General features: G+C 32.3%; 24 protein-coding genes and 2 tRNA genes. 7 read left to right on the top strand and 19 right to left on the bottom strand.

What is annotated here, in order from left to right; translation table 4 throughout:
• Positions 1-3: 3 nt before the first annotated feature.
• The 3 genes from GvMRE_RS07785 to GvMRE_RS07780 all read right to left on the bottom strand — a co-directional run bounded on the left by GvMRE_RS07785 (position 4) and on the right by GvMRE_RS07780 (position 4,599).
• Entirely contained in the window at positions 4-3,291 is a 3,288-nt protein-coding gene (locus tag GvMRE_RS07785) for a coiled-coil domain-containing protein (RefSeq protein WP_147410650.1), read from the bottom strand.
• A gap of 598 nt (positions 3,292-3,889) precedes the next feature.
• The gene (locus GvMRE_RS13740; protein ID WP_172575322.1) at positions 3,890-4,063 is read right to left on the bottom strand and encodes a hypothetical protein; all 174 of its coding nucleotides are present in this window, start codon (positions 4,061-4,063) and stop codon (positions 3,890-3,892) included.
• A gap of 137 nt (positions 4,064-4,200) precedes the next feature.
• Entirely contained in the window at positions 4,201-4,599 is a 399-nt protein-coding gene (locus GvMRE_RS07780) for a hypothetical protein (RefSeq protein WP_147410649.1), read from the bottom strand.
• 160 nt (positions 4,600-4,759) lie between these two features.
• Between GvMRE_RS07780 and GvMRE_RS13735 the strand changes: the two genes are divergently transcribed.
• Complete coding sequence (locus GvMRE_RS13735) at positions 4,760-4,936, top strand: hypothetical protein (protein WP_172575321.1); 177 nt, start codon at positions 4,760-4,762, stop codon at positions 4,934-4,936.
• A 37-nt stretch (positions 4,937-4,973) separates the two neighbouring features.
• On the opposite strand, the gene GvMRE_RS07775 is transcribed toward GvMRE_RS13735, so the two are convergent.
• The 7 genes from GvMRE_RS07775 to GvMRE_RS07745 are packed head-to-tail and all read right to left on the bottom strand — an operon-like array spanning position 4,974 to position 7,947.
• On the bottom strand, positions 4,974-5,372 hold the full coding sequence (locus GvMRE_RS07775) for a hypothetical protein (protein WP_147410649.1): 399 nt from the start codon (positions 5,370-5,372) through the stop codon (positions 4,974-4,976).
• Positions 5,338-5,715, bottom strand: coding sequence for a hypothetical protein (locus GvMRE_RS07770; RefSeq protein ID WP_147410648.1), 378 nt, complete (start codon positions 5,713-5,715; stop codon positions 5,338-5,340). The genes GvMRE_RS07775 and GvMRE_RS07770 overlap by 35 nt, the downstream gene beginning before the upstream one ends.
• Positions 5,716-5,727: 12 nt before the next feature.
• Positions 5,728-6,003, bottom strand: a complete 276-nt coding sequence (locus GvMRE_RS07765) for a hypothetical protein (RefSeq protein ID WP_147410647.1) — start codon at positions 6,001-6,003, stop codon at positions 5,728-5,730.
• A 6-nt stretch (positions 6,004-6,009) separates the two neighbouring features.
• Positions 6,010-6,408, bottom strand: coding sequence for a hypothetical protein (locus GvMRE_RS07760; protein WP_147410646.1), 399 nt, complete (start codon positions 6,406-6,408; stop codon positions 6,010-6,012).
• Positions 6,409-6,411: 3 nt separating this feature from the next.
• Positions 6,412-6,663: a hypothetical protein gene (locus GvMRE_RS07755; protein WP_147410645.1), complete on the bottom strand. Its 252-nt coding sequence runs from the start codon at positions 6,661-6,663 to the stop codon at positions 6,412-6,414.
• Positions 6,664-6,710: 47 nt separating this feature from the next.
• Positions 6,711-7,298 carry a hypothetical protein gene (locus tag GvMRE_RS07750; RefSeq protein WP_147410644.1) on the bottom strand — a complete coding sequence of 196 codons (588 nt, stop codon included), beginning with the start codon at positions 7,296-7,298 and terminating at the stop codon, positions 6,711-6,713.
• Between the two features lies 1 nt (position 7,299).
• Positions 7,300-7,947 carry a hypothetical protein gene (locus GvMRE_RS07745; RefSeq protein WP_147410643.1) on the bottom strand — a complete coding sequence of 216 codons (648 nt, stop codon included), beginning with the start codon at positions 7,945-7,947 and terminating at the stop codon, positions 7,300-7,302.
• Between the two features lie 227 nt (positions 7,948-8,174).
• Between GvMRE_RS07745 and GvMRE_RS07740 the strand changes: the two genes are divergently transcribed.
• From GvMRE_RS07740 to GvMRE_RS07730, 3 genes are all read left to right on the top strand, one after another.
• Positions 8,175-8,486 carry a hypothetical protein gene (locus tag GvMRE_RS07740; RefSeq protein WP_147410642.1) on the top strand — a complete coding sequence of 104 codons (312 nt, stop codon included), beginning with the start codon at positions 8,175-8,177 and terminating at the stop codon, positions 8,484-8,486.
• The gene (locus tag GvMRE_RS07735; protein ID WP_147410641.1) at positions 8,486-8,866 is read left to right on the top strand and encodes a hypothetical protein; all 381 of its coding nucleotides are present in this window, start codon (positions 8,486-8,488) and stop codon (positions 8,864-8,866) included. Before GvMRE_RS07740 ends, GvMRE_RS07735 begins: the two co-directional genes overlap by 1 nt.
• Positions 8,867-8,988: 122 nt before the next feature.
• The gene (locus GvMRE_RS07730; RefSeq protein WP_147410640.1) at positions 8,989-9,531 is read left to right on the top strand and encodes a hypothetical protein; all 543 of its coding nucleotides are present in this window, start codon (positions 8,989-8,991) and stop codon (positions 9,529-9,531) included.
• 1 nt (position 9,532) lies between these two features.
• Here GvMRE_RS07730 and GvMRE_RS07725 read toward each other — a convergent pair whose 3' ends face one another.
• The gene (locus GvMRE_RS07725) at positions 9,533-9,931 is read right to left on the bottom strand and encodes a transcription antitermination factor NusB (RefSeq protein WP_147410639.1); all 399 of its coding nucleotides are present in this window, start codon (positions 9,929-9,931) and stop codon (positions 9,533-9,535) included.
• A 161-nt stretch (positions 9,932-10,092) separates the two neighbouring features.
• Between GvMRE_RS07725 and GvMRE_RS07720 the strand changes: the two genes are divergently transcribed.
• Positions 10,093-10,183, top strand: a tRNA-Ser gene (locus tag GvMRE_RS07720).
• A 142-nt stretch (positions 10,184-10,325) separates the two neighbouring features.
• On the top strand, positions 10,326-10,673 hold the full coding sequence (gene rplT, locus GvMRE_RS07715; RefSeq protein WP_147410638.1) for a 50S ribosomal protein L20: 348 nt from the start codon (positions 10,326-10,328) through the stop codon (positions 10,671-10,673).
• A 180-nt stretch (positions 10,674-10,853) separates the two neighbouring features.
• Here the strand turns inward: rplT and GvMRE_RS07710 are convergent, their stop codons facing one another.
• The 6 genes from GvMRE_RS07710 to GvMRE_RS13725 all read right to left on the bottom strand — a co-directional run bounded on the left by GvMRE_RS07710 (position 10,854) and on the right by GvMRE_RS13725 (position 13,812).
• Positions 10,854-11,834, bottom strand: coding sequence for a hypothetical protein (locus tag GvMRE_RS07710; protein ID WP_147410637.1), 981 nt, complete (start codon positions 11,832-11,834; stop codon positions 10,854-10,856).
• 5 nt (positions 11,835-11,839) lie between these two features.
• On the bottom strand, positions 11,840-11,998 hold the full coding sequence (locus GvMRE_RS13730; RefSeq protein ID WP_172575320.1) for a hypothetical protein: 159 nt from the start codon (positions 11,996-11,998) through the stop codon (positions 11,840-11,842).
• Between the two features lies 1 nt (position 11,999).
• Complete coding sequence (locus GvMRE_RS07705; protein WP_147410636.1) at positions 12,000-12,326, bottom strand: hypothetical protein; 327 nt, start codon at positions 12,324-12,326, stop codon at positions 12,000-12,002.
• Positions 12,287-12,994 (bottom strand): hypothetical protein, encoded by a 708-nt coding sequence (locus tag GvMRE_RS07700; protein ID WP_147410635.1) that lies wholly within the window; start codon positions 12,992-12,994, stop codon positions 12,287-12,289. The genes GvMRE_RS07705 and GvMRE_RS07700 overlap by 40 nt, the downstream gene beginning before the upstream one ends.
• A gap of 1 nt (position 12,995) precedes the next feature.
• On the bottom strand, positions 12,996-13,499 hold the full coding sequence (locus GvMRE_RS07695) for a hypothetical protein (protein ID WP_147409729.1): 504 nt from the start codon (positions 13,497-13,499) through the stop codon (positions 12,996-12,998).
• Positions 13,500-13,647: 148 nt separating this feature from the next.
• Positions 13,648-13,812, bottom strand: coding sequence for a hypothetical protein (locus tag GvMRE_RS13725; RefSeq protein WP_172575319.1), 165 nt, complete (start codon positions 13,810-13,812; stop codon positions 13,648-13,650).
• Positions 13,813-14,254: 442 nt separating this feature from the next.
• Between GvMRE_RS13725 and GvMRE_RS07690 the strand changes: the two genes are divergently transcribed.
• Positions 14,255-14,755 (top strand): inorganic diphosphatase, encoded by a 501-nt coding sequence (locus tag GvMRE_RS07690; RefSeq protein ID WP_147410634.1) that lies wholly within the window; start codon positions 14,255-14,257, stop codon positions 14,753-14,755.
• Between the two features lie 54 nt (positions 14,756-14,809).
• Here GvMRE_RS07690 and GvMRE_RS07685 read toward each other — a convergent pair.
• Positions 14,810-14,883 (bottom strand) — tRNA-Pro (locus tag GvMRE_RS07685).
• A gap of 7 nt (positions 14,884-14,890) precedes the next feature.
• Positions 14,891-15,493 (bottom strand): RdgB/HAM1 family non-canonical purine NTP pyrophosphatase, encoded by a 603-nt coding sequence (gene rdgB, locus GvMRE_RS07680; RefSeq protein ID WP_147410633.1) that lies wholly within the window; start codon positions 15,491-15,493, stop codon positions 14,891-14,893.
• Between the last annotated feature and the right edge of the window lie 17 nt (positions 15,494-15,510).

Genomic DNA, 15,510 nt, shown 5'->3' with positions numbered 1-15,510 from the left:
TTCTTATGCTACTTGCTCTTGTTCTTGGGCGATTTGTTCTTGTTGTTGGACGTATTCGGCTTGTTGTTTTTCTTCTTTGATGGTTTGGACGGCTTGGAATAACTCTTGACGAAGTTGAGCGGTTTGTTCTAAGGGTTTATCTTGAATTTTTTCTTCTCAGTTATAAAGTTTAGCGGGAAGTTCTTTTTCCGCAATTTGGTTTTTGGTTAGTTCTTTTTTTATTTCTAGTTGGGCGACTTTCTTTTGAGCAGTTTCTTGTTTTTGATTGATTTGGTGTTTTTTTCACTGAGTATAGCCTCAAATAGCCAGAATTATGGCATTGTATCCAACCACAGCGGGTCACTTATGTTCGGGTTTTTCTACGCAGTTATAAGTTAAGACATTACCCATGATATAGCCTATTATTAGAACGTATTTATCTCATAAATCAACATATTGCATTAAAGTGTCTTTGTGGTAATAAGCAATGGCTAAGCAGATGTTCAGGATAACTAAACCAGGTAAACCATTACGCTTATAGACAATGTATTCTAGCAAGAAGATAATCAAGTAAAGCATAAACAAAGTCATTTGGTTTTGCGTAGCCGCAGCGGCTTCTTCTAATTCTTTTACTTCTTGTTCCGCTTCGGCTTGTTCTTGAGCTTCTTCCGCTTGTTCGTCCGGAGGTGATTCTTCACTTTCTTTTTGTTCTTCAAGCACTTGCTCTTGGGCTTGACTGATTTGTTGTCATTGTTGTTCTAAGATTTCTTGTTGTAGTTGAGCGGCTTCGGCTTGTTGTTGCTCAATTTCTTCTTGGAGTTCTTGTTTAGATTGAGAGGAAGCAGAAGCTGAGCTTTGTTGTTGGACTTCTTGGATTTCTTTTTGTAGTTCCTCGATTTGTTTTTCTTTTTGGCTAGTTTGTTGCTGTTGCTGATTAAGTTGCTCTTGTTTTTGCTCTAATTGCTTTTGAAGTTTATCTACTTTCTCTTGACTTTCTGCTTGGGCTTGCTTGGTGGCTTTTCTTTGTTTAGCCGTAAAAGCTTCAGCGGCTGCTTCTTTAGCTTTCTCTAACTTTTTCTTTTCTTTGGTTAGGGCTGATTTGAGTTGAGTGACTTCTTTTTGAGAAGTTGCTTGTTGTTTTTGCTGACGAGTGAGCTGAGCTTTAGCTTTGGCTCGGACAGTGCGGAGTTCTTTTTCTTTTTGTTCGTTTAGTTGCGTAGGGTCTTGATCCTCGTTTTCAGTATCAGAGGCTTCTGATTGCTGGTCTTGTTCTAGAGGAGTAAGATTTTCATTTACTTGGGCTTGGATTTCTTTGATTTGGGAGAGAATTTGGCTTTTAGCACTTTCTACTTGTTCTTTAAGAACTTGATTGGTTTGGTCGGTTTCAGGAGCAGTTTGTTCTTGATTAGTTTGCGAAGGAATGGCAGTTTCTTCTTTTCGACGGTCAGGAGTAGTTAAAGGAGCTGATTCGTGTTCGTTTTTAATGCGAATATCTCAGCCTCATTCTCGTAATTCTTCCTCGGTGTATTCCTGGGCTCAATGAGAGTTAGGATTTAAGGGCATTCCTTCCGGTCGAGGCATTTCTTTAACTTTTCCTTCTTTAACGCCAACCTTTCATTCTCTTTCTGCCGGCTTTTCGGGGATTAATTTCTTAGTTTCTTGGAGAATATTTAACTGAGCTAATAGTTTGGTTTCTTCGGCTTTGAGTTGGAGAGATTTTTGGATTTTAGCAAAAGCTAGTTTTTCTTTACTGAAATCAGTTAATTGTTGGGCTTTAATTAAATTGTCTAAGCGTTCATTAGCTCGCTGGGCTTCTTGCTTAGCTTCTTTGGTTTCTTGCTTGTTTTTTTGCGTTTGTTCTTCTAAGTTTTTAATTCTTTTGCGTTCTTTTTGGAGGTTTTCGGTAAGTTGGTTGACATCACGAGTGGCTTTGCGAGCCATAGATAAGGCTTCTTCGGCTTGTTCTTCAATGTCAAAAATAGTGTTTTCTAAGTTATCCATGCGGCGGTTAGTTTCTTCGGCAATTTCGCCCATTTGCTCGGCTACTAAGTCTAGTTTGCGAGTTTGTTGATGGATAAGTTCAAATTGCTCTTCGACATCGTCAGTTAATTCTTGGAATTCAACGTTTAAGCGTTTTTGGTCGTGTTTAATGTTTTCCACTTCTTCTTCGTATTCTTCTAAGATTTCTTGGGTTTGGTTTATTTTAGTGTTGATTAGGTTATTGGCTCGTTCGAATTCGTCGCGAGTTTCTTCTATTTCCATTTGAATTTTAGTTTCTTGGATTTTTAATTGGTGGGTGAATTCTTCTTGAGTATTCTCTATTTCTTGGTGGACTTCTTCTAGTTTGCGGTCGGTTTTAGTTTGGTAGCGTTGGAAATCTTCTTTAAGCTCTTCTTGTTCTTCTTTTAAGTTATTTAGTTGGATTTTATTGGCTTTGATTTTATCGCGAAGTTCATTATCTATGGCTTCTCTTTCGAGCTTTTCTTCTAAGATATCCCGGGCGTTTTTGGTGATTTTTACTTCAGCGGAATCTACTCTTTCGTTAACTTCTTCGAATTGAGTTTGAACTTCGGCTTTAAATTCGGAGTGAGCTTGAGAGAGGTTGTTAATGGAGGATTCTAAGCGTTGTCCTTGGGATTTAAGGTTGCCGATTTCTTCGCCTTGGGAAGAAAGTTTGCCTTCTAATTCGGCTTTCATTCCTTTCATGCCTTCACCAAGCTTGTTAAGGTTTTCGGTTAGTTTTTTGCCTTGGGAGTTGATTTTGCTGTTAAGTCGGGATTGACCGTCCTTTATGTCTCCTATTTCAGCACCAAGTTTACTGAATGCACCACTAATCATTAAGTCTTTTGTGTGGTCGATAGCACCTTCCAATGCAGCGAGAGGAACAGCTAAAAGGCTAGCTATTTGTGGTCCACCATAACCCATAATACTTATACCTTGTAAAGCCGGAAGGCCTATTCTCCTAACCGCTTTGGCTGCTGCATCAATCATACCAAGACCAAAAGTTCCAGCTCCACTTGCTTGAATTTCTTCAAGAGACATGTCTGGATTAATTTCTGGTATAGTGATATCGATATTTTTTCCAGAAAGAAAACTTGCGGCTTTTCCTATGGAAGCATTATAAGTTTTTATCGCAGCATTAAGTGCCGTGACAGCTCCTCTCGCTACTGATTCTGTTAAACCTCGTTTTTTGTTTTTAAGTTCATCACGATTCTTGGTTGATTCTTCTCATTCAAGATCATATTCTTTGGTGTCAAAAGTGAAGTTGTTGTTTTCATTATTGTTATTTTTTTTATTTTCGTTGTTAGTCATAGTTTTTTAGTTTGTAAAGTTTGTGATTAGTGGTTAATTAGTGCTAGTTTCAAGGCAAGATTATTAAAATTATTCATTATGGTTAATGATGAAATAGATAGCGATAGAAATTTAAAGTTAAGATTAAGGATACAAGAAGCAAAGCAAACAATACAGGAGAGAGAGAGAGAGAGAGAGAGAGATTAAATAAAGCAAAGTGATATCATTATTTATGGGGTTTTATAATCGGGATTTCTTTATTTCCTCTAGTTGGTTATTTTGAAACAACGGGCTTTCTTATTTGGCTTGCTTTTGCAATTGGCACGTTTATAATCATTGGCATTTATCAAATGTATAGTGAAGAAGGAAAAAGAAAAAGTCAAATAGAACAAGAAATAGAAAAACTTAAAAGGGAAATTAAAGACTTGGAGAACTCAATAAGATAATAAGAGATGGCTTAGAAAAGGACAAGTTAAAGGATAGCAAAGCAATAAAGGAAAGGGCTAAATAAGGGCATTTATTTTTGTGAAAGGGAAAAGCGACTATTTATTTTTTTTGTCTTTATCACTTTTAAATATTTTTTTAAATAATCAGCTTATTGTCGCACCAATTATTCCAATTATCCAACTATTCAAGGAGTTCAGTTTATCTTTTTGGCAGCTTCTACCGCAGCAGTGCGGTAGTATTTCTCCGCACAAACTTTGCTACAAAACTTTTTACCGTCATTTTTGTCAGGGTTAAAGACAAATTTGTCCCCTATTATTGGCTTCAGGCATTCATCACAAAGAACCATTATTCTTTACCTCCTTCTAGAAGCAAATAATTTGTGTTATGATTCTTATGTCTGTTTGTGTGTGTGTGTGTGAATGATTTTGTAAAAGGGTTGGTTTCAATGCTTATCATATTTAATATTTTTCTTTAATTTATTTTTTAATTGTCTTTATCAAATCTACTTTGCCGATAACAATCCATGATACCTAAAATATGTGGTTCATTATCAGCGACACATCAAACTAATCGGTAAGCTTTAACTCCTCAATAAACTCTAAAAGAATAGTAAGTTCAGTAGTAATATCTGCCTTCTGAATCTACTTTTTCTCCATCTAATTTTTGTGCTAATTTTCTAATTAAGTCATCTGTGATTAACTTTTCGGTTAATTTAGGAGTCAATTTAATTCCTCTTTTCCTTAAAGCTTCTAGATATTCTTGGTTATGTTTTTCATAATAAGGACTAACTTCTAGTTTAGTAAACCATCGTTTATTAATTATCGCACTATAGGAATAAGGTCTTAAATTAGTGGGCTTTTGAGGCAATTTCTTTTTGAGCATAAGGAATATTAATTCTTAATTGGCAAGGAACATGTAAGATATTAGCATAATCTGCTAACTCTTCCAAAGCAAACTTATCAATATGAGAATATAAAATTGCTTCGGTTCTAGCAACAGTTAATCNGTTGAACTTATATTTTTCAAATGACTTTTTAGTGATATGTTTGAAGAATATCCAACAGCAAGTAAGTGGTTTAATGGTTTTTTTATAACAATTGGAGTGATTTGTGTGCTAGGTGTTATTCTTTGTATTATTTATCATCCAAAGTTTTGCCGAGAAGCAGAAGAGTTAAGAGCCAAAGAAAAGCAACTAGAACAAGAAATAGAAAGGCAATAAAGGAAAGGGCTAAATAAGGGCAGGGATATAGATTATTTTAATTGTCTTTATCAAATCTACTTTGCCGATAACAATCCATGATACCTAAAATATGTGGTTCATTATCAGCGACACATCAAACTAATCGGTAAGCTTTAACTCCTCAATAAACTCTAAAAGAATAGTAAGTTCAGTAGTAATATCTGCCTTCTGAATCTACTTTTTCTCCATCTAATTTTTGTGCTAATTTTCTAATTAAGTCATCTGTGATTAACTTTTCGGTTAATTTAGGAGTCAATTTAATTCCTCTTTTCCTTAAAGCTTCTAGATATTCTTGGTTATGTTTTTCATAATAAGGACTAACTTCTAGTTTAGTAAACCATCGTTTATTAATTATCGCACTATAGGAATAAGGTCTTAAATTAGTGGGCTTTTGAGGCAATTTCTTTTTGAGCATAAGGAATATTAATTCTTAATTGGCAAGGAACATGTAAGATATTAGCATAATCTGCTAACTCTTCCAAAGCAAACTTATCAATATGAGAATATAAAATTGCTTCGGTTCTAGCAACAGTTAATCCTAGTTGCTTAGCAATATCTTTGGTGGTTAATTCGTTATCTTGCTTGTAGCCAAGGATAGTTTTGCAGAGTTTATACTTCGCTTTCTCTACCGGAGTAGCATTAGAAGCTAAGCCGATATTAGTTCTTCTCTCGCTGCGTGCTATTCTTTTTACTACTCGCTCAAATTCTTCCTTGGGAGGAAAAACAAATCTTTTAGAGCTATTTTTATTTATTGGCATAATACATTAATTTTAAGGCGGAGGGATTATAATTGGGTTAAGTTTATCTAATAAATTGTTTAATTTGTGCCTGACAAAGTAATTTAATTTATTCTTTAATTTCACAAGAGCAACTTGGAATGCTTCTAAAATCTGTTTTTCTTGCTGAACTTTACTGGCTAAATTAGCATTAGTGATAATATTTCCACAACTGCACTTGAAGAGAATGCTTCGAAGTGCTTCGTTTTCTTGTTCAGCTTTTTCGACTTTTTCTTTAAGTGCATTGATTTTTTGTTTGACTTTATCCATATTTCTTTAATCTACCTCCTCAACAATAATAGGATGATCTCCTTCCAGGATTTCATAAATATCTTCTCTGTTGTTATCAATTTGTTTAACTAATAAAAAATTTGGAATATTATCAAGTGGAGCATCTCTTAACACTTGTTGTGCTTTTTCCCAATTTACAATTCTATACTTAATTTCATTAGTTTCCCTTACATCTTTCAAGACTTCTTCAAAACTAACTTCATGGGGAATGACAATATTTCCTCTATAAGAAACACCAGCCTCATAAATTCTAGCTAATCGGAATTCATGTTCTTTATTCATTTCTATACAATTTCGACAAATTCGTTTTACTTTCTCCTTAATTCCCTGAAACTCTTCCTTTCTCAGGCTTAATTCTTGTTTTAATTTCTGTAATTCAATCATAATCTAACTCCCACTAATAATTCACAAAATAAGCAATAGGGCCAAGGCAATTCAGAACAATCCTCGATAAAAAGGTTCTTGTTCTCGGTAATAGTTAAATGGTTTAGCGGCTTGTTCTTGGGCTTTACCACTGTATTCATTTCATTTCTGGCTAGCTTGGTTTTCTAATTCTTCAGTTTTTTTAGCAATAGGGTCTTTTACATAATAGTTTCATTGCTCAGAAGCTCATTCTTTTACTGTGTCTTTAATTCCCATAATTCTCTCCTTTGATTTGTTGTTTAATGTTTAAAAATTTTTTCATATTAATTATTGGTATTTGGGCTGGTTTGAATGGCTGGACTTGAACTAGAAGAGCCGGCTATAAAATCACTAATTATGTCAATTTTTTTGCCATAAATTACTCTTATTTCATCATGAACAACCCTTTTTGATAAATAAGAAAAAACTTTGTCTTTTCAAGAGTATGCTAATAAATAGGGACTAGAAAAATTACTGAATTGAACAACATCTTCTGAATTGACATTTAATAACTTTATTTTAATATTACGTTTTTCTTTTCTAAATAATTTCATTGATATGTCTAGATTACGCCAAAACACAATAAAATCGTTCTTAGTTTGCTGTAAATCTCAGACGAGTTCTTCATCGACAGGTCAATCACTTAAATCAATAAATAGGAGTTTTTTAAATTGTCTTAAACTAAGGCTTCTAAGTTCTTCTTGGTTGCTTACTTTAATCCATAAACAAGGAGCAAGTTCAACAAGATTATTTAATCAGTCTATTTCAGTGAGTAATTGGCTTATTTTAGTTCTTAGTGAACTTGATTTATTTCTAATCCTTTCAAATTCATTTCTTCTAGTTTGTAATTCTTGTCTTAGTTGTTCTAACATGTTATTTATTCTTGCGGCTTATTAACCAAATTCCTCCTCCCGCTACTAAAAGAATTGTTCCTAGTAATCAAGGATTAATTGGTTCTTTATTAGTAGTGGTTGCTTTTCCTGGTTCTGGTTCACTTTCCGGTTTAACTTTACCACTTTTCAAAGCTTTTTGGTATTCACCTTTTCAGAACTCTACTTTTTTATTAGTTTTAGTTAATTCTTCAGCGTGGCTTTGGTGCGTTTGCTGATAAGAAGTGATTTCTTTTTTAGCAGTGGTTAATTCTGTTTCTAACTTCTTTTTTAGACTAGTAAGATTTCAAGACTTATTAGTATCTATTCCTTGCTCTTGGGCTCATTGAGCTACTTGATTTCATTGCTGGGTTAAGAGGGAAATTTGCTTATCACTTAAATTAATTTGGGTCTGGGCAGATTTAAGGTCAGGTTTAGACTGGGCTTGCTCTAATTTAGTTTCTAATTCTTTAATCCGATTCTGGGCTTTCTGAGTTAATTCAGTGTTCTTTTGTTGGGCTAGGGCTAAGTTTTCATTAGTTTTTTTTAAATCATTGCGAGTTTGGCTCAGTTCAGTGCTTAATTTGGTTTTTTCTTGACTGATTTGTTGTAATTGTTTGGCTTGTTGGTCTAGTTCTTGCTTAACTTTCACAATTTTTCTAGCAAAGATAGCGAAGCAGAAAAAGAACAATTAAAGCGAGAGGATAAAACTGACAAATGGTGTAAATGTTACCAATCTAATAAGAATTACAGCAGCAAAAGTGATTTTCAAAGACCGAGCAAAAATAATTATTTACCCTGAATTTTAAGTGGAATTATAGTATTTATAATGATAGGTTTGTTGATATGGTATTTTACCAAAGGAAAGGAGGATAAATAATGGAAAAATGTAGTAAATGCGGAAAAGAAATGGATGATTTGGAAGTTAAGTTAGAGGGTTGTCATAAGGACGGAAAATTATTTTGTAAAAAATGTTTTGAGGAAAAAACTCCTCCTAAAAAAGATGAAGAAAACGATGATGACGCAATTTCGCCCTCGGGTGAGGATGTTGAAAAAAGAGGGAGATCAAAATCTGATTCGGATCATAGGGATAATCTTCCTAGGTCTTGACCTTGAATAATTTGCGGAATTTTAGGATTAGTGTTAATTGGAGTTATTATTTGATTAGTTAAAAGGAGAAAAAAAGAATAATGTCTGATAATTATGTAGAATGTTTAAGTTGTGGTAATAGAAAAGAGATAAAGAATATTAAAGAATTGTATTTTGGCATAGGTGCTTGCGTTGAATGCGGGAGCAAACATATCAAACTCGAAACAGAAAAATTTAGTTTAATATTGATAGAGTGTAAAAAATGCTTCAAGTTTAAGGATATTAAAATAACAAAAAATCTTATTGGTTATGACGAAAAGTTAGCCAAAGAAACAACAAGGAGAGAATGAATAGAAGAAGGAACTTTGTGCTCTTGTTCTAATTCTCCCCTCTGGTGAATACTAGGAATTGGAGCAGTAGTTATTATCGCCGCCAGTTTAATTGGTTATTTTTGGTGGAAAAAAGCAAAGAAAGATGAATAATATTGTTGACAAATTTAATTTGTTGAAGTAATTTTACTGCTACTTTATGGAATTAAGAGACATTGACAAAACTAAAAAGAAAAGCAATGTGCTAAAATTTTATTATAATAATTAAGAGTAATATGCTTCAATATTTCTATCCTCAATGATTAGGTAAAACTCGCTATCCAAAATATACCATGAACTTTTTTCTTTGGGTTCCTTTAATTATTTTTTTTATTTGCCGATTTTTTTATTTTCGAAAGTTTTATTTTTCTACCAAAAAAGATTTTGCTTTTTCCTTTATTAAGTGAACTTTATCGAGTTATATTTTCTTAACCATAGGATTTTTGTATTTTCCTTTTCATAACATTGATAAATTTCCTAGCGGGAGGAGATATTGGTTAAGAGAAATTTCTCCAAAAATTTATGATTCTATTTCCTACAATCGTGTTCCTTGGCTAACTTATGCTCTTTTTCTTTTATATTTCCTTTGTAAGTGGCAAGCTGGAAAGTATCGCAAAAAAGCAATATTACAGTCCCAAAGCGGAGAAATTAATATGGTAAATATTGAAAAAGATTTAACTAAAATAAAATTAGTTGGTACTGGTTTTTTCTGCTTGTGATTTTGGCTTCTTTACTGTAATACTTGTGTTGGTTGGTATTTTCCTTTTGGTTGACAATAATTTATTGCTTTGATTTGTATATTAAATCTAATACTTTATTAATATATTTGTATTTACCTTCCTCTAAATATCTTTTGCTAAAATCAATAATTTGGTTAATAAAAGCAGGAATAAAAATCTCTTCGGTAAAAAGTATTTCATAAGTAGCATAAATTAACACTGCCTTTTCCAGAGGAAGCAAGCGAGAAAAATTTCAGCCTTCTTTTAATTTACTTTCAATTTGGGTAATTAGATATTTTTCCTTTTCACAGCAAGATAAAAACCAAGCAATTTTGGCTTTTTGCTTTTCAGTTTGGGCTTGACTTTTGGCTGACTCTAATCAACTTAAATCACCCAGAAGGTAATATTTATAAAACAAAGCAATTTTTTGTTTATCAAGAAAAAAAGAAGCGCAAGACATCAAGACCTTATTTTATTTTTTTAAAACAAATACTAAAAATGTTGACAAAAACCACAAAGCGAAGATTCTTTTTTGAGGCGGTTCAGAAAAAATTCAGTTAGTTAATCATAAAAAAAATAACTCTTTTTCTAACTTTAAAAAATATTATAAAACATTACTATGGGGATATGCCTGAGTGTGGTTGAAAGGCACAGTTTCGAAAACTGTTGGGGACGTTGTCCCACGGGGGTTCAAATCCCTCTATCTCCGCCAGATTTTTTTTGTTCATATTTATGTTCTTTTCTGAATCTCCCAAGAAGTTATTACTAAGAAAACGAGAATTTTCGCAGTTATTTTTACCAATAATTCTGCTTCATTAAACGAACTAAGGACATAAAATTATAATTATACAATAATGACGCGAGCCAAAAACACACCAGTCACTAGAGAGAGACGAAAAAAAATCTTAAAACAAGCCAAGGGTTTTTATGGCTCTAAACACAAATTATTCAAAACAGCCAAAGAGCAATTAATGCATGCTTGGGAAGATGCTTATATAGGAAGAAAACAAAGAAAAAGGTTTTTCCATCGCATATGAATTTTGCGCTTGAATATTTTTTGTCGAGCAAGAGGATTAAAATATTCTTCTTTAATACGTTCACTCAAATTAGCAAAAATTGAATTAGATCCTAAGCAATTATCAGAAATGGCTATTCATCAACCAGAATTGCTTAATAAAATAATTGATACCTCAATAAAATAAGAACTAATTCTAGTGAATATGAGAAAAAGCACTTCTCGTAGCAATATTTAAACTTCAATAGAATTAGAGCATTTAAAGCATTTAACTGACAAAGGTCTTTTCAGTTGATTTTTGAGTTTTAGTTTCAATTGACTTTTTGATTTCATATTTATTTTTTTCTTTAGTCTAGTTACTAATTTTTTATTTTATGGCTTCTAAATAATCTTTGACTGAGTTGGTGAGTTTTTTACAATCTGCTTTATCTTTAACAGTAACTATTCAATTGAATTGTTTTTGATAACCACCTTTTTCTTTATTTATCTCTCAAATATTGTTAGTAATTTCTGTTTCTCTTATTCTTTTTAAATATGCTTTTATTTTCTTTTCCTTTATCCGTAAACAAAAAGATAAAAAAGATTTTTTTTCTTTGTGATGATAAGCAAAAAATGTGAATTTGTTTTTTACCGGTTGGCTAGCTTCTCCGATTATTGATTTGTCAAGTGAACAAATGTGACTATCAATTTCTCTAGCCATTTCCTTTGTTTGTTCATCTGCCTTATTTTCTGCTAAAAACTGTTCTAGATTTGGCTTTACATTTTCCTTTTCTCTACTCTCTCCCGCACGCTCGGGTATGTGAGAGAGTGTTTTTTTAGTTTTGATAGTGGCAGGTTTCTGCGACCCTCGCTTAGATTTGCTTCCTATCTTTTTTTCTTTTCATTCTTCTTTTGGAATTTGAATGATCAAACTTTTTGATTTCATTCCTAATAGCCCTTGTCATTTGTCTCGGTTATCTTTATTAAGCAAATCCAAGTAAACAAAATAATTTTCTTGGTCTTCGTATCTTTTAATCTCCAACAAAATAAGGTTTTCTTCTTTTCTTTTGTCAGCATTAGTTTTAAGATTATTGAAGTTATAATAGGTTGTAGTGTCAACTACACAAATAAGTAACATTCTTTTCCAAAAATTTCCTATTGCGTTTCCTTTGCTAGATCAATTATTTTTGTCTTTGGTTATTTTTTTAAACTTGTTTTCCAAATGCTCATAATTATGTTTGTCAAGATTTATTACAGTTTGTTTATAGTCAGTTATTTGCCCTATTGGTTCTCTACTAGAATTCTTGCATTTATACTCTAAAAATACCGCTCGAAGTTCATCATTGTTATCTTTTTTTTTCAGAGCCAAAGCATCTACTCTTTCTTCTCTTTTTTCATGGATGACGCGGGGTTTTCATTCATTTTCAAATGTTTGAGTTTCGAAAAAACTACTTCTAAATACTCAGTGAAAAAGTCTCTTATTTCTTCTTCTATTTCGAAATCTTTCTTTAAAAATGGCTTGATTTTATTCATCCTATCCCTTCTCTCCGCCTTTCTTTTTCCTCATCACTAACCAAATAACTAAGCCAATAATTCCTGCTAAAATAACTCCTCTGCCAATTATTCAAGGTCAATAATTCTTTTTCTCTGATTTGTTTTGAATTAATTCAGTTAATTCTTCAAAAGTTATCTTACTTTTGCCTTGACTTTGTAAATAACTCTTAATTGGTTTTAATTCTTGGTTATTACTTAAAGAATAAGTTTCTTTTTTTCCATCATTGTAAGTTATTAATAAGTCTTCTCCTTTTAATTCAACTTGTTTTATATTATTGTCTTGAAAGAATTGCCGAATTTGTTCCAATTCAGGACTGGATTCTGATTTGCTCTCTCTCTCCTTGTGTTAGGTTGATTGCTACTATTTATTCTTATAATTTCATAATTAGGCTTTTTAGTTTTTAATAGTCGAGTTAGTTCGTTTCAAAAGTTTCTTTGTGTGCCACCCATATCCACGTAACTCACTCCTTTTACTTCACCATCTTTGGTAACTATTCCTATTTCGTCATTTTTGTAGTAAATTCTCTGATATTCCATGCTTTCCATTCATTGTTGAATTAATTCTTCTAAAGTATTAACTAAAGCAGGGTTTTTATTTAATTCTTCATGGGTATCAAAACTAATATTTTGCATACTTACGCACGCAGGATTGTGTCTTAATGCTTCTACGGAAAACGGATCAAATTTCTTGTCGCAAGTTTCTTCTTTACAGGCGGTTCAAATATTACGCATTATAAGTTGGTCGTTGCCAGTTGTCATGCCATCTCTACTCCCAATGTATGTCTCTACTTCTTTAATAGTATCATGTCCTTCTTTTAATTGTTTATAAGTTTCTTGGTTTTTATTTCAACAGTTAGAACAGATTTCTTTGGATCTAACTGCTCCCCCTTGATTTTTAACTAGTCAATAATACTTAAACTTTTGATTGACTGGGAAATCTACTTGACACTCACTACACTCTTTATTTTCACTCATATTATTTCCCTTCTCCTTTCTCTAAACCAAAATTAATACACTTAGTATTAGGGCAAAAGAAAAATCTATCAGTTGCTTCTTGGCTTGCTTTTTCTCTTATTGTTTGAAAATCTTTTTGACAACTTTTACAGCATTTTCTTAAATAAGCGTTTCTTTCTATTTCTTGTAGTTCAGTTAATCTCTCGGCGGAAACTTCACTAAATAAAAGCATGAATTTTTGCTTATGTTCCTTTAAATTCTCCTTAGGTGTCAAAGCCGGCATAAAACTTACTGGAGAAACACAATTAATTTTTCTTATTGTCTTAATTATTAAAGATAAATCAGCATTAATTTCTTGGCTAGTTAGTTTTTGAAAATAACTTGACAAAGTTAATGCTAATGACAATAGCCTTTTTTGTTCTTTTAGGTTCTTTGCTTTATTAGTTGCTATAAACAATTGTCCCACTTGTTCATTATTGCTTTCAATGGTTAGCAATACTAATTCTTTGTTTATGATTTCATTCATACATTATATTTTTAATAATTTTTGATTAAAATTTCATCTGTTTATTCTTTCTATTTTAAACCCTTTACAAGTTCTTTTCAATTTTGTAATTTTTTAGTTCTTTCACTTCATAAAGAGTTCACAGAAAAGCCTCGATATCTTGGGTTAGTTATTGGTGTTCGGTTCCGTGTTCTTGACCGAAATTAAGTTTATAATTAGTCATAAGACAGTGGGCTAATTCGTGGGCGATAGCGTTGATTAACTTCTGAAAACCAAAGAGTTCGGCAAAGTTGGGAATATTACTCTTTAATCCTGCTAAACAGTAAGCAAACAAAATGTTTAAGTGAATTTCTTTGGTGTAAATGATTAAGTTTCCTGTTTCTTTTTCCCTAGTCTAGTTCTGCCGTGTCAGTTATAACTTTTGAAATCCACCGAATTTAACCACCGCGGAGTGCAAGGAGTAAATGTTGCTGTGTTTCTTAATAAGAATATCCTGATAAGCTTGGTAAACAGAATTAATCAGATGTTCGAAATAAGTTTCCATGGCTATTTGCTGGGATTTTGGCTTTTGCTGATATCTTTACCGCTACAAATTACTTCCACGCTAAAACTACCTTTCTCTTCGGGAGTTGTTTCTGCTCTTTCTGTTGTTGGGATGAACTTCCCCAGTTTTTTATTTTCGGCATTTGTTAGCCGTTTGTCCAGTTAAGGACTATCCAGTCTTCTCATCATATCTTTTCTTATACAAATTAAGTAAAACAATTAAAACTTTCAATATGAAAATGATCGTTGAAATACCAAAAGGTAGTTCTGATAAATATGAATATAATCCAATTACCAAGAAATTAGAACTAGATAGAATTTTATCAGTGGCTATGTATTATCCGGAAAAGTATGGTTTTGTTCCCGAAACATTAGCTTTAGATGGAGACGAATTAGATGTTGTTTGTTTAACTGAAAAAACTTCCTCCTCAAAGGATTATGCCAAGATTCAATATGCTGAGGTGCGAGTTATTGGAATTTTAAAAATGATTGACGACGGAGAGCAAGACGATAAATTATTAGCAGTAGATAACAATGAACCTGAATTAGACTATATTCAGAAGTTAGAAGATGTTCCTGAAGAAAGAAAGAAAAAAATTATCCATTTTTTCTCCCACTACAAAGATTTAGAAAATAAAAAAGTAGAAGTAATGGGATTTAAAGGTAAAAAAGAAGCCGAAGAAATTTTAAAAAAATGCCAAAAACTCTATAAGGAAAATAATAAAAACAAATAACAAACTTTATTGTTTCAACTCATTAAAAAAATATTCGCCTTAATTTTAATGTTATGGTCGGAACAGCAGGAATCGAACCTGCACTGCCTGAGCCCAGGTCAGGAGTCTTACCACTCGACTATGTTCCGTCTATATTTAAAATTTATATCAACGCAAAAATTTTCTTAAGCATTGAATACGAGGGCTAATTTTGTTTTTTTCGCATTCTTGAGAAGTAAGTTGAGCGTAAGTTTTCTTTAGTTGTGGAAAATAAAAAATAGGATCAAAGCCAAAATCATTTTTACCCATAAACTTTTTCGAGACCACGCCTTTTGCTGAAGAAACAAAAATTTTTTCAATCTTTTTTTGGAGATCAACATAAGCCAAAACCGAAACAAAAATACATTTGCGGTTTTTCTTCTCTTTCATGGCGGCTAAAATTAATTGGTTAAATTGCTTATTCGTTAAGTTTCCTTTGGCTCGTTTGGTATAAATTCCTGGTCAATTATGAAAAGCAGTTAAACAAAGTCCGCTGTCTTCTCCTAAACAAGGTTGCTTGGTAATTTTGGCTAATGTTCTGGCTTTAATTAAAGCATTTTCGGCAAAAGAATTACCATTTTCAACTATTTCAAATTCTTTTTTTAAGTCACGGAAAGTTTTAACCGTTCAGCCCAGAGGATGAAGGATTTCCTTAAATTCTTGTTCTTTATCTTGATTATTAGTAGCAATTCACAAAATTTTTGGACTGAGTAAATTCATAAATTAATTAATAATTT

The organism is endosymbiont GvMRE of Glomus versiforme (assembly GCF_003546845.1).
This window is presented reverse-complemented; position numbering and strand designations above follow the sequence as displayed.